Source organism: Pseudomonas sp. EA_15y_Pfl1_P101 (assembly GCF_963970835.1).
Taxonomy (GTDB): domain Bacteria; phylum Pseudomonadota; class Gammaproteobacteria; order Pseudomonadales; family Pseudomonadaceae; genus Aquipseudomonas; species Aquipseudomonas tritici.
This window is the reverse complement of the sequence record NZ_CAXAPA010000013.1, coordinates 53,276-66,142: the sequence shown is the minus strand read 5'-3', so window position 1 is coordinate 66,142 and position 12,867 is coordinate 53,276. Positions and strand designations below refer to the sequence as shown.

General features: G+C 60.9%; 10 protein-coding genes and 1 riboswitch. Of the genes, 9 read left to right on the top strand and 1 reads right to left on the bottom strand.

The annotated features are described in order from the left end of the window. The first annotated feature begins 156 nt into the window (after positions 1–156). Positions 157–262, top strand: a riboswitch (TPP riboswitch). A gap of 149 nt (positions 263–411) precedes the next feature. Together thiC and cytX are read left to right on the top strand one after the other, a co-directional pair. Next, positions 412–2,316: a phosphomethylpyrimidine synthase ThiC gene (gene thiC, locus AACY36_RS20375; protein ID WP_339415628.1), complete on the top strand. Its 1,905-nt coding sequence runs from the start codon at positions 412–414 to the stop codon at positions 2,314–2,316. Between the two features lie 154 nt (positions 2,317–2,470). Continuing rightward, positions 2,471–3,760 (top strand): putative hydroxymethylpyrimidine transporter CytX, encoded by a 1,290-nt coding sequence (gene cytX / locus AACY36_RS20370; protein WP_339435808.1) that lies wholly within the window; start codon positions 2,471–2,473, stop codon positions 3,758–3,760. Here cytX and AACY36_RS20365 read toward each other — a convergent pair. Beyond that, a complete protein-coding gene (locus tag AACY36_RS20365; RefSeq protein ID WP_339415630.1) occupies positions 3,729–4,466 on the bottom strand; it encodes an RsiV family protein in 738 nt (245 codons plus the stop codon). The genes cytX and AACY36_RS20365 overlap by 32 nt on opposite strands. A 247-nt stretch (positions 4,467–4,713) precedes the next feature. Here AACY36_RS20365 and AACY36_RS20360 point away from each other — a divergent pair, with 247 nt between their 5' ends. The 7 genes from AACY36_RS20360 (at position 4,714) to parC (ending at position 12,778) form a co-directional block, all read left to right on the top strand. Beyond that, a complete protein-coding gene (locus tag AACY36_RS20360; RefSeq protein WP_339415631.1) occupies positions 4,714–5,331 on the top strand; it encodes an NUDIX domain-containing protein in 618 nt (205 codons plus the stop codon). Next, positions 5,322–5,771 carry a DUF1249 domain-containing protein gene (locus tag AACY36_RS20355; protein ID WP_339415632.1) on the top strand — a complete coding sequence of 150 codons (450 nt, stop codon included), beginning with the start codon at positions 5,322–5,324 and terminating at the stop codon, positions 5,769–5,771. Before AACY36_RS20360 ends, AACY36_RS20355 begins: the two co-directional genes overlap by 10 nt. A gap of 97 nt (positions 5,772–5,868) precedes the next feature. Next, the gene (gene cpdA, locus AACY36_RS20350; RefSeq protein WP_339415633.1) at positions 5,869–6,684 is read left to right on the top strand and encodes a 3',5'-cyclic-AMP phosphodiesterase; all 816 of its coding nucleotides are present in this window, start codon (positions 5,869–5,871) and stop codon (positions 6,682–6,684) included. A gap of 203 nt (positions 6,685–6,887) precedes the next feature. Continuing rightward, complete coding sequence (locus AACY36_RS20345) at positions 6,888–7,496, top strand: YqiA/YcfP family alpha/beta fold hydrolase (protein ID WP_339415634.1); 609 nt, start codon at positions 6,888–6,890, stop codon at positions 7,494–7,496. Positions 7,497–7,540: 44 nt separating this feature from the next. After that, on the top strand, positions 7,541–9,445 hold the full coding sequence (gene parE / locus AACY36_RS20340; RefSeq protein WP_339427250.1) for a DNA topoisomerase IV subunit B: 1,905 nt from the start codon (positions 7,541–7,543) through the stop codon (positions 9,443–9,445). Beyond that, positions 9,445–10,440: an esterase-like activity of phytase family protein gene (locus AACY36_RS20335; protein ID WP_339497507.1), complete on the top strand. Its 996-nt coding sequence runs from the start codon at positions 9,445–9,447 to the stop codon at positions 10,438–10,440. Before parE ends, AACY36_RS20335 begins: the two co-directional genes overlap by 1 nt. A 73-nt stretch (positions 10,441–10,513) precedes the next feature. Next, on the top strand, positions 10,514–12,778 hold the full coding sequence (gene parC, locus AACY36_RS20330; protein WP_339415637.1) for a DNA topoisomerase IV subunit A: 2,265 nt from the start codon (positions 10,514–10,516) through the stop codon (positions 12,776–12,778). The last annotated feature ends 89 nt before the right edge of the window (positions 12,779–12,867 follow it).

The window sequence follows — 12,867 nt, the reverse complement described above, 5'->3', positions numbered from 1 at the left end:
CGCTCAAGGCTGAGACGGCCGATTCCTGGCGTCAAGGGCTTGAGCAGTTCCCGAGTGTAGTGGCGTGTTCACCACACAACAATCTGCAAAAGAGCCATTCATCACGCTGAATGCTCGGGTGTTGGCAATTTGCCCACGGCATGGTCTAGACTGGATGCGTTCTTGTCGGGGTGCCTTGTTGGAAGGCTGAGATCGGTAAATACCGGATCCCGTTGAACCTGATCAGGTTAGCGCCTGCGTAGGGAACAAGATTTCTCGTCACCCGGCGAGTCCTCTTGTGCTTCGTCCGGGATGTTGTTCGACAATCGAACAGCCCTCGTGCGCCAAGCACAGCACTGGTTTCAGTGCGTCCATCCGTCACAGGTTCGCTCCGACAAAAATCCACCGCCTGGATAAGTTGGAGAGCCCGTGATGAGCACAGAACAAAAAAGTACAAAACTGAAAAACACCGTGCACCTGAGTGAATCGGCCAAGGTTGACTCAGGCTCCGTGCAACCTTTTACCCGCTCGCAAAAAATTTACGTGCAGGGCACTCGCCCGGACATCCGCGTGCCGATGCGCGAAGTCAGCCTGGACGTGACCCCCACCGATTTCGGCGGTGAAATCAACGCGCCCGTCGTCGTCTACGACACCTCCGGCCCCTACACCGACCCTAACGTGATCATTGATGTGCGCAAAGGCCTGGGCGATGTACGTTCGCCGTGGATCGAAGTGCGTGGCGACACCGAGCGCCTGCCCGGCCTGAGCTCGCACTTCGGCCAACAGCGCCTCAGCGATGCCGAGTTGACCGCGCTGCGCTTCGCCCACGTGAAGAACCCGCGCCGCGCCAAGGCCGGCGCCAACGTCACGCAGATGCACTACGCGCGCAAAGGCATCATCACCGCTGAGATGGAATACGTCGCCATCCGCGAAAACATGAAGCTTGAAGAAGCCCGCGCCAGTGGCCTTCTCGACCAGCAACACGCCGGCTACAGCTTTGGCGCCAGCGTGCCGAAGATCATCACCCCCGAATTCGTGCGTGAAGAGATCGCCCGTGGCCGTGCAATTATCCCGGCCAACATCAACCACACCGAGCTGGAACCGATGATTATCGGTCGTAACTTCCTGGTGAAGATCAACGGCAACATCGGCAACAGCGCCCTGGGTTCGTCCATCGAAGAAGAAGTGGCGAAACTGACCTGGGGCATTCGCTGGGGCTCGGACACCGTGATGGACCTGTCCACCGGCAAGCACATCCACGAAACCCGCGAGTGGATCATCCGCAACTCGCCGGTGCCGATCGGCACCGTGCCGATTTACCAGGCCCTGGAAAAAGTCGGCGGCGCCGCCGAAGACCTGACCTGGGAGCTGTTCCGCGACACCCTGATCGAGCAGGCCGAGCAGGGCGTCGATTACTTCACCATCCACGCCGGCGTGTTGCTGCGCTACGTGCCGCTGACCGCCAAACGCGTCACCGGCATTGTGTCCCGTGGCGGCTCGATCATGGCCAAGTGGTGCCTGGCGCACCACAAAGAAAACTTCACCTACACGCATTTCGACGAAATCTGCGAAATCATGAAGGCCTATGACGTCAGCTTCTCCCTTGGCGATGGCCTGCGTCCCGGTTCGATTGCCGACGCCAACGACGCCGCGCAATTCGGCGAGCTGGAAACCCTTGGCGAACTGACCAAGACCGCCTGGAAGCACGACGTGCAGACCATGATCGAAGGCCCTGGCCATGTGCCGATGCAGTTGATCAAGGAAAACATGGACAAGCAGCTCGAGTGCTGCGACGAGGCGCCGTTCTACACCCTTGGCCCGCTGACCACTGACATCGCGCCGGGTTACGACCACATCACCTCCGGCATCGGTGCGGCGATGATCGGTTGGTTCGGTTGCGCGATGCTCTGCTACGTCACGCCCAAGGAGCACCTGGGGTTGCCAAACAAGGATGACGTGAAGACCGGGATCATCACCTACAAGATCGCTGCGCACGCGGCTGACCTCGCCAAAGGCCATCCAGGTGCGCAGATCCGCGATAACGCCTTGAGCAAGGCGCGCTTCGAGTTCCGCTGGGAAGACCAGTTCAACCTCGGCCTGGACCCGGACACCGCGCGTTCGTATCACGATGAAACCCTGCCGAAGGACTCGGCCAAGGTCGCGCATTTCTGCTCGATGTGCGGGCCGAAGTTCTGCTCGATGAAAATCACTCAGGAAGTGCGTGAGTACGCGGCCAACCAGCGCATTGAAGCGGTGGATGTCGATGTAGCCAAGGGGTTGGCGGAGCAGGCGGAGCGGTTCAAGCAGGAAGGCAGTCAGTTGTACAAGAAGGTCTGATCCAGAGGCGGCGGTGACTGTGCCGCCGCTATCGCGGGCAAGACCGGCTCCCACATTTGGAATGCATTCCAGTGTGGGAGCGGCGGTGCGACGATTCGACTTGCCCGCGATAGCGATCTCCCAAACAACAACGTGTCCCTCAGAGATAACCCCCTTGAGCATTCAACCCAGCACCTACTCCCCGGACATCGCAGTCCCCGCTGACAAGCGCGTCTTCGGCGCCCGCGACCTCTTTTCCCTCTGGTTCTCCCTCGGCATCGGCCTGATGGTCCTGCAAACCGGCGCATTGCTCGCGCCTGGCCTGGGCTTGTCGGGCTCTTTGGTGGCGATCCTCCTTGGCACTTTGGTCGGTGTGCTGTTGCTGGCCGCCGTCGGCGTGATCGGCAGTGACACCGGCCTGTCCGCCATGGCCGCCCTCAAGCTCAGCCTCGGCACCAAAGGCGCGAGCCTACCGGCGCTGCTCAACCTGCTGCAACTGATCGGCTGGGGCTCGTTTGAAATCATTGTGATGCGCGACGCTGCCAGCCTGTTGGGCGCGCGGGCGTTCAGTGACGGCAGCCTGCTAGCCAGTCCTTTGTTATGGACGCTGTTTTTCGGCGGCTTGGCGACCCTGCTGGCCGTCAGCGGCCCACTGACTTTTGTGCGGCAAATCCTGCGCAAATGGGGCATTTGGCTGTTGCTTGCCGCCTGCGTGTGGCTCACCTGGAACCTGTTCGCCAAAGCCGACCTCGCTGCACTCTGGGCCCAGGCTGGAGACGGCTCGATGCCGTTTGCCGTGGGCTTCGATATCGCCATCGCCATGCCACTCTCGTGGCTGCCGCTGATCGCCGATTACTCACGCTTCGGCAAACGCGCAAAAAGCGTGTTCGGCGGCACTGCGCTTGGATTCTTTATCGGTAATTTATGGCTGATGAGCCTGGGCGTGGCGTACACCCTGGCATTTGCGCCGAGCGGTGAAGTGAATGCGCTATTGCTGGCCTTGGCCGGGGCGGGCCTGGGCATTCCGCTTTTATTGATTCTGTTGGATGAGTCGGAAAACGCCTTTGCCGATATTCACTCGGCGGCAGTCTCCAGCGGGATATTGTTGCGCTTGAAGGTCGAGCACCTGGCATTGGCCATTGGCGTCATCTGCACCCTGATCGCCTGCTTTGCACCGTTGGCTCAGTACCAGAATTTCCTGCTATTGATCGGCTCGGTGTTTGCGCCGCTGTTTGGCGTGGTGCTGGTGGATCACTTCATCCTGCGCCGTCGTGGCCAGGGCGCAATCGCCAACCTGCGCTGGCCGGCGTTATTGGCTTGGCTGGGTGGCATCGCGACTTACCACCTGCTGGCCAATCTGTATCCGGACATCGGCGCGACCCTGCCGGCACTGGTGCTGGCAGGGCTGTTGCAGTTGATCCTGAGTCGGATCTTCAGCGGCGTGCGGGCACCAGTTCAGGCCTGAGGATGCCGTCCAGGCGCGAGTAGGGGATCTGCAGCTCGACATGGCCCAGGGCATAGGGGGCGATCGTGGTGGTCGGGTACTTGAGGATCACGCCACCATAGGTCAGCGCCACGTTCGGGGTTTTCTGGAAGGGGTAGGTTTTCACAAACTCCGGCTCCAGGCTCAGGCGGGTGCTGATCAGCCAGCTGTTGTGAGCCACCTGGGCCGCTTTCCAGAACGCGTCCTCCTTGCCCGGCAACAGCATGTCGGTCAGGGTCAGCGCCTTTTGCTGCTGGCGCGAATAGTTGATGAACGCACGGCCTGGTTCGCCGTGGGTAGCACCCTGGTCCAGGTAGCTGGACAGCTCGATGATCACCAGACCGTCATGCTGCTCCCGTACCTTGGCCTGCAAATACATGCTATTGCGCGGTGCAGCGGTGCGCAGGAACTGCTCGCTGTACGTCGCAAGGCTCGTCGGCAGCGGGTCGGTTTGGGTCATTTCCAGCAGGCGCTGTTCAATCAAAGCGTCCAGCTTGGGTTCCTTGGCAAAGTGCACGGTGTCGATATTCACCAGCGGGCAATCGGTGCTGGCGCAGCCCGGCTTGCTCTGCTCGGTGGCGTCGCGGGTGGATTCCAGCGGGGTGCTAAAGCTCGGTTGGAACAGGCTTTGGCAGGCACCCAGGGTCAATGCGATGCAGGCCACGGAGGCGATTTTTAAAAGCGACATGGATGTCCTTCGTCTAACGATAAGAGCGAAATTTGTGGAGCTTCGACTACCGGCAAGGCAGTCAGTTCGCCACTAAGCTGATCAGGGGGCGTTCTCAATTAGTTTTCCCGCCGCGACGGGGAAACTAATTGAGAGCGCCCCCCTGAGTTTGACGCTCGCCGTCTATCCCGGCAACTGGAAAGGGGCTGCACCAACCAGCGTGAGCGCGTTAGGATGGCGCGAATTGCACAGGCTAACGAGGAAGGATATGACGGACATTGCGAAATCGACGCCGAGCAAGATTGAAATTGTTCAGCGCGACAATGCTTTCAAGGGCTTCTACCAGCTCGACCGCCTGCAGCTGCGTCACGAGAAATTTGATGGTGGCATGAGCCGAGTGATCAATCGCGAGGTCTTTGTGCGTCATGATGCCGTGTGCGTATTGCCCTACGACCCGCAGCGCGATGAAGTAGTGTTGAACGAACAGTTTCGCGTCGGCGCCATGGGCCGTACCGGCAACCCCTGGCTGATCGAAATGGTCGCCGGCCTGATCGACAAGGACGAGCAACCGGAGGAGGTTGCACACCGCGAAGCCGAAGAGGAAGCTGGGCTGACGTTCTCTGCGTTGTGGCCGATCACCCAATATTTCCCTTCGCCCGGCGGCAGTACTGAATATGTGCACTTGTACCTGGGCCGTTGCGACAGCACCGGTGTAGGTGGCGTCCATGGATTGGAAGAAGAAGCTGAAGATATCCGCGTCACCGTATGGGCTTTCGAAGATGCCCTGCAAGCGGTGCGTGACGGCAAAATTTCCAACGCAGCCAGCATCATCGCCCTGCAATGGCTTGCGCTTAATCGCGCGGAAGTGAGGGGGTTATGGCAGTAAAGGCACGGGAACGTTATCGAGTCGACCTGATCGGGCTGCAAGCCGCCTGCGAGGCCAACTATGCGCGGCTGATGCGCTTGCTCCCCGACATGCGCCATGCCCCTGCGGCTCGGCGCATCGGTGTGACCCATGGCGACCAGATGCTTGGCGTGCTGGCCCTGGACGTCATCGTCAACTGCCCGTACACCACCACCCTGCGCGTGCGCCAGGAACACAGCCTGCCATGGCTGCCGGTGCCGCAACTGGAAGTGCAGGTCTACCATGATGCGCGCATGGCTGAAGTGATCAGCGCCGAACATGCGCGACGCTTTCGCAGCATCTATCCTTACCCCAACGTGTTCATGCACCAGCCCGATGAGAAAGCACAACTCAATGTGTTCCTCGGTGAATGGTTGAGCCACTGCCTGGCCCTGGGCCATGAGTTCGAAGCTGTGCGGTAGATGTGAACTGCGTCCGCTTCATGGGTTTCCTCTTTGTGTCCTGCCCCAGCATAATCACGCCAAACGTCCATTCCTGTGATTGCCTTGGGAGAGCGCCTTGCCGAGCGTATCCACTGTGAGTCCTGATGCGCCAGCCTTGCTGGTGCAACTGTCCGACAGCCATTTGTTTGCCGAGGCCGATGGCACGCTGCTGGGCATGAATACCCGTGAAAGCCTGCAACGGGTGATCGAGCTGGTGCAAACGCAGCAGCCCCGGATTGATTTGGTGTTGGCCACGGGGGATTTGTCCCAGGACGGCACATTGCAGTCGTACCAGCAATTTCGCGCCATGACCGCGCCCATCGGTGCCCCGGCCCGCTGGATTCCCGGTAATCACGACGAGCCGCAGATCATGGCCGACGCCGCCATGCACAGCGACTTGCTGGAGCCGGTGGTCGATATCGGTAACTGGCGCGTCACCTTGCTGGACTCGGCGGTACCCGGTTCGGTACCGGGCTATCTGCAAGACCAGCAACTGCAATTGCTCGCCCAGGCCCTGAGCGAAGCGCCGAATCGGCATCATCTGGTGTGCTTTCACCATCATCCGGTGCCTATCGGTTGCGCCTGGATGGAGCCCATTGGCCTGCGCAATCCCGATGCTTTATTTGCCGTGCTCGACCGTTTTCCACAGGTACGGGCGGTGCTCTGGGGCCATGTGCACCAGGAGATCGACCGCGATCGCAACGGCGTGCGGCTGTTGGCGTCGCCGTCCACTTGCATCCAGTTCGCGCCGGGCAGCGAGGATTTCAAGGTCAGCGAGCAGGCGCCGGGGTATCGCTGGTTGCGCTTGCATGCCGACGGACGGTTGGAAACGGGGGTGGAGCGGGTCCAGGATTTTGCATTTACCGTGGACTACGGCAGCAACGGCTATTAAAAGCGGTAAACGCTGATCAAAAATGTGTGCGGGCTTGCTCGCGAATGCGGTGTAACAGTCGACATCTGTATTTGCTGACCCAACGCCTTCGCGAGCAAGCCCGCTCCCACATTGGTTCTGCAGCGGCTGGACGATAGGGGACTCACACACCACCCCGATCCCTGTAAACTGCGCCTCTTTGGCCACGTCACGGAGAGCCCGGCATGTCCGCTTCGATCCTTTATATCCACGGTTTCAATAGCGCGCCGGCGTCCAACAAGGCCAGCCAGTTGATCACCGTGATGGAGGCGATCGGCCTTTCCGGCCAGTTGCGGGTTCCGGCGCTGCATCACCATCCCCGTCAGGCGATTCCCCAGTTGGAAACCGCTATCGCTGAACTGGGGCGGCCACTGCTGGTCGGCAGCTCACTCGGCGGCTACTATGCAACCCATCTTGCCGAACGCCATGGCCTCAAGGCGCTGCTGGTGAACCCTGCGGTCAGCCCCCATCGGATGTTCGACGGTTATTTGGGCACCCAAAAGAACCTCTACACCGACGAAACCTGGGAACTGACCCACGACCACGTGACGGCGCTGGCCGAGCTGGAAGTCCCGGCGCCCCAGGACGCCGCGCGTTATCAGGTGTGGTTGCAGACCGGGGACGAAACCCTGGACTATCGCCTCGCCCAACAGTATTACCGGGCCTGTGCCTTGCGCATCCAGGCCGGTGGCGACCATGGTTACCAGGGGTTCGCCCAGCAATTACCGGCGTTGCTGAGCTTTGCCGGGATTGGCGCAGATCAGTATCAATCCTTCGACTTTGCAGCACTGTAAAGTCGCAGGTCATTTTTTAATCGAACGACTCACGACGAGACCCCATGGCCACTCCCAGCGCTAGCTCTTATAACGCCGACGCCATCGAAGTCCTCTCGGGCCTCGACCCGGTGCGCAAACGCCCCGGCATGTACACCGACACCAGTCGGCCGAACCACCTTGCCCAGGAAGTCATCGACAACAGCGTCGACGAAGCCTTGGCCGGGCACGCCAAGTCGGTGCACGTCATTCTCCACGCTGACCACTCCCTGGAAGTGTCCGACGATGGTCGCGGCATGCCGGTGGACATTCACCCTGAAGAAGGCGTGTCGGGCGTCGAGCTGATCCTCACCAAGCTGCATGCTGGCGGCAAGTTCTCCAACAAGAACTACCAGTTCTCCGGTGGTCTGCACGGTGTCGGTATTTCGGTGGTCAACGCCCTGTCGAACCACGTCCGGGTCAAGGTCAAACGCGACGGCAACGAGTACGAGATGACCTTCGCCGATGGCTACAAAGCCACCGACCTGCAGGTGATCGGCACCGTTGGCAAGCGCAACACCGGCACCAGCGTGTACTTCGCGCCCGACCCGAAATACTTTGATTCGCCGAAGTTCTCCATCAGCCGCCTCAAGCACGTACTTAAAGCCAAGGCTGTTCTGTGCCCAGGCCTGCTGGTGACCTTTGAAGACAAAGGCACCGGCGAGAAGGTCGAGTGGCACTACGAAGACGGCCTGCGCTCCTACTTGGAAGATTCCGTCAGCGATTTCGAGCGCCTGCCTAACGAGCCGTTCTGCGGCAGCCTGGCCGGTAACAAAGAAGCCGTCGACTGGGCGCTGCTGTGGCTGCCGGAAGGTGGCGACAGCGTGCAGGAAAGCTACGTCAACCTGATCCCGACGGCCCAGGGCGGTACCCACGTCAATGGTTTGCGCCAAGGCCTGCTGGATGCCATGCGCGAATTCTGCGAGTACCGCAGCCTGCTGCCACGCGGCGTGAAGCTGGCGCCGGAAGACGTGTGGGAGCGCATTGCGTTCGTACTGTCGATGAAGATGCAGGAGCCGCAATTCTCCGGCCAGACCAAAGAGCGTCTGTCATCCCGTGAAGCGGCAGCGTTTGTCTCCGGTGTGGTCAAGGACGCATTCAGCCTGTGGCTCAACGAGCACCCTGAGCTGGGCCTGGCCCTGGCGGAACTGGCGATCAACAACGCCGGCCGTCGTCTCAAGGCCAGTAAAAAGGTCGAGCGCAAGCGCGTCACGGCGGGCCCGGCACTGCCGGGCAAGCTGGCCGATTGCGCGGGGCAGGACCCGATGCGCTCCGAGCTGTTCCTGGTGGAAGGTGACTCCGCCGGTGGTTCCGCCAAGCAAGCGCGGGACAAGGAGTTCCAGGCGATCCTGCCGTTGCGCGGCAAGATCCTTAATACCTGGGAAGTCGATGGCAGCGAAGTCCTGGCCAGCCAGGAAGTGCATAACATCGCCGTGGCCATCGGTGTCGACCCGGGCGCGGCCGATATGAGCCAGCTGCGCTACGGCAAGATCTGCATCCTCGCCGACGCCGACTCCGACGGCTTGCACATCGCCACGTTGTTGTGCGCGCTGTTCGTCCAGCACTTCCGCCCGTTGGTGGATGCCGGCCACGTCTACGTCGCCATGCCGCCGCTGTACCGTATCGACTTGGGCAAGGAGATTTACTACGCCCTGGACGAAGCCGAGCGCGATGGCATCCTCGACCGCCTGGTGGCCGAGAAGAAGCGCGGCAAGCCGCAGGTCACGCGATTCAAAGGCCTGGGTGAAATGAACCCACCGCAACTGCGCGAAACCACCATGGACCCGAACACTCGGCGCCTGGTGCAGTTGACCTTGGAAGACTACGCCGCCACGTCGGAAATGATGGACATGCTGCTGGCGAAGAAGCGCGCGCCGGACCGCAAGTCCTGGCTGGAATCCAAAGGCAACCTGGCCGAGGTGCTGGGCTGATGCGCACAGGTTTCGCCCTGGCGATCCTGATGTTGAGCGGGTTGGCGGCCACCGAGGTGGTCGCCGCGCCCGTTGCAGAGCTCAAGCTTCTCTCCGAACACCCAGTGGACGGCATGCGCGGCGGTAACCTGTCGGGCCTGGCCATCTGCGGTCACGAGCTGTGGACAGTTTCCGACCGCGATGACGACCAGATCTACCGCCTGGATATCAGCGCACCGACCTGGCAAGCCGAGGTTGTGAAGATCGACGTGCCACCGGTGCCGGAATCCGGGTTGCCTTGGGGGTTGCGTTCGCGCACCAAGGCCGCCTCGTTCATTCGTGGCGGCGACCTGGATTTTGAAGGCATTGCCTGCGATGCCGTGGGTAATCGTTACATTGTCAGTGAAGCCCATGCGGCGGTGCTGCAAGTGCCGGTGACGGGCGCGCCTGAGTGGTTGAAGATCGCGCCGGGCATGGTGCGTGAAGCGCGAGCCAGCGGCATGTTGTTGCACTTTAATGCGTTATTCGAGGGGTTGGCGATCAATCCCGAGGGCAATCAGATTTGGCTGGCAGCCGAGCGTGAAAGGCGCGGCCTGATTTCGATCAAGCGTCCGCAAAGCTTATGGGACTGTGACGGCGCCTGTGTATTGTTGAGCCAGGCCGGCCAGGAAGTACAACCGGCGCAGTTCCCTAACGCCAAGGCGGTGTCCAAGGATTTCGCCGACCTGGCGCTGTTCAACGGCAAGCTGTTCACACTGGAGCGCAATGCGTTCCAGATTTGCCGGCGTGATGCGGTCACGGCCAAGGTCGAGCGGTGCTGGTCGTTTGCCGACGAAACCCTGACGCCCGAGCGGCGTTATCCCCAACCTTACGGTCTGGCTGAAGCCCTGGTGGTGGACGCAGAAGGTGCCTGGCTGGGCATCGACAACAATTTCGGCCCGCGTGCCGATGGTGAAAAGCGCCCCGTGGTCTATCGTTTGGCCGCCCCTGCCGGTGGTTGGAGCGCCCAGCCATGAAACGCTGTTTTTTTGAATTGACCCGGCGCAGCGGCAGTTCCGCTGCGCCTTACCCGACAATGATGAGGCCCGCATGAGTGACATCCTCGCAGACAGCTTAGATGGCGTAGAACGCCGGTCGCTGGCTGACTTCACCGAAAATGCCTACCTCAACTACTCCATGTACGTGATCATGGACCGTGCCTTGCCGCATATCGGCGACGGCCTGAAGCCCGTCCAACGGCGCATCATCTACGCCATGAGTGAGTTGGGCCTGGATGCCGATTCCAAGCACAAGAAGTCGGCGCGTACCGTCGGTGACGTGCTCGGTAAGTTCCATCCCCACGGCGATTCGGCGTGCTACGAAGCCATGGTGCTGATGGCCCAGCCGTTCAGCTACCGCTACACCCTGGTGGACGGCCAGGGTAACTGGGGGGCGCCGGATGATCCTAAGTCCTTCGCCGCCATGCGATATACCGAAGCACGCCTGTCGCGTTATTCGCAAGTGTTGCTCAGCGAGCTGGGCCAGGGCACTGCGGACTGGGGGCCGAACTTTGACGGTACCCTCGACGAACCGCTGGTGTTGCCGGCACGTTTGCCGAATATCCTGCTCAACGGCACCACCGGTATTGCGGTCGGCATGGCGACCGACGTGCCGCCGCACAACCTGCGCGAAGTTGCCACGGCCTGCGTGCGTTTGCTCGACGAGCCGAAAGCCACGGTCGAGCAGCTCTGCGAGCATATCCAGGGCCCGGACTACCCGACCGAAGCGGAAATCATCACGCCGCGTGCCGACCTGCTGAAGATGTACGAAACCGGCAAAGGCTCGGTGCGCATGCGCGCCGTGTACCACATTGAAGACGGCGACATTATTGTCACCGCGCTGCCGCACCAGGTGTCGGGCGCCAAGGTGCTGGAGCAGATCGCCGCGTTGATGCAGGCGAAACCGTCGAAACTGCCGCAGGTTGCCGACCTGCGTGACGAGTCTGATCACGAAAACCCATGCCGCATCGTGATCATCCCGACCAACAGCCGGGTCGACCACGAAGTGCTGATGCAGCACCTGTTCGCCAGCACGGACCTGGAGTCGAGCTATCGGGTCAACGTCAACATCATTGGCCTGGATGGCAAGCCGCAGCTGAAAAACCTGCGCAATCTGCTGGTGGAATGGCTGGAATTCCGCGTCAACACTGTGCGCCGCCGCCTGCAATTCCGCCTGGATAAGGTCGAGCGCCGCCTGCACCTGTTGGACGGCTTGCTGATCGCCTACCTCAACTTGGATGAAGTGATCCACATCATCCGCACCGCCGAGCACCCGAAAGCCGAGTTGATCGCGCGTTTCGAACTGAGCGAAATCCAGGCTGACTACATCCTCGACACCCGCTTGCGCCAGTTGGCGCGACTGGAGGAAATGAAGCTGCGCGACGAACAGGACGCGCTGCTCAAGGAGCAAGCCAAGCTGCAAGCGCTGCTGGGCAGTGAAGCCAAGCTGAAGAAACTGGTGCGCAGCGAGCTGATCAAAGACGCCGAAACCTATGGCGACGACCGCCGTTCGCCGATCGTGCAACGCGCCGAAGCGAAGGCTCTGACAGAGACCGAGCTGCTGCCGAACGAGAAAATCACCGTCGTTCTGTCGGAAAAGGGTTGGGTTCGCTCTGCCAAGGGGCATGATATCGACGCCACTGGTTTGTCGTACAAGGCTGGCGACGGGTTCAAGACCGCTGCGGCCGGGCGTTCCAACCAGTTTGCGGTGTTTATCGATTCCACCGGGCGCAGTTATTCGGTGCCGGCCCACACCTTGCCATCTGCACGGGGGCAGGGCGAGCCGTTGACTGGGCGCCTTACACCGCCGCCTGGGGCGAATTTCGAGTGCGTGCTGCTGCCGGACGACGATGCGCTATACGTGATTGCGTCTGACGCGGGTTACGGTTTTGTGGTCAAGGGTGAAGACCTGCAGGCCAAGAACAAGGCGGGCAAGGCCCTGCTGAACCTGCCGAACAACGCCAAGGTGATCCTCCCGCGGCCGGTGGACGACCGCGAGAGCAACTGGCTGGCGTCGGTCACTACCGAAGGGCGCTTGCTGGTGTTCAAGATCAGCGACCTGCCGCAACTGGGTAAAGGCAAGGGCAACAAGATTATTGGTATCCCCGGCGAGCGGGTTGCCAGCCGCGAAGAGTACGTGACCGACATTGCTGTCATACCAGAAGGCTCCACGCTGGTGCTGCAAGCCGGTAAACGCACCCTGTCGCTGCGCCCTGACGACCTTGAACATTACAAGGGCGAGCGCGGTCGCCGTGGTAACAAATTGCCTCGTGGCTTCCAGCGAGTGGATGCTTTATTGGTGGAAACGCCTGTTTAAGGTGGTTTAGAGCCCTCGATCTAGGATTTAAAGCGTAGATCGACGCTTTGGCGCTGGAGTCATGGCGCATATTCACGGATGATATGGCC

Bases quoted from the DNA above. Each gene is read 5' to 3' on its own strand.
- thiC (WP_339415628.1), top strand. From the start codon at position 412: ATGAGCACAGAACAAAAAAGTACAAAACTGAAAAACACCGTGCACCTG.
- AACY36_RS20365 (WP_339415630.1), bottom strand. From the start codon at position 4,466: ATGTCGCTTTTAAAAATCGCCTCCGTGGCCTGCATCGCATTGACCCTG.
- AACY36_RS20360 (WP_339415631.1), top strand. From the start codon at position 4,714: ATGACGGACATTGCGAAATCGACGCCGAGCAAGATTGAAATTGTTCAG.
- AACY36_RS20355 (WP_339415632.1), top strand. From the start codon at position 5,322: ATGGCAGTAAAGGCACGGGAACGTTATCGAGTCGACCTGATCGGGCTG.
- AACY36_RS20345 (WP_339415634.1), top strand. From the start codon at position 6,888: ATGTCCGCTTCGATCCTTTATATCCACGGTTTCAATAGCGCGCCGGCG.
- parE (WP_339427250.1), top strand. From the start codon at position 7,541: ATGGCCACTCCCAGCGCTAGCTCTTATAACGCCGACGCCATCGAAGTC.
- AACY36_RS20335 (WP_339497507.1), top strand. From the start codon at position 9,445: ATGCGCACAGGTTTCGCCCTGGCGATCCTGATGTTGAGCGGGTTGGCG.
- parC (WP_339415637.1), top strand. From the start codon at position 10,514: ATGAGTGACATCCTCGCAGACAGCTTAGATGGCGTAGAACGCCGGTCG.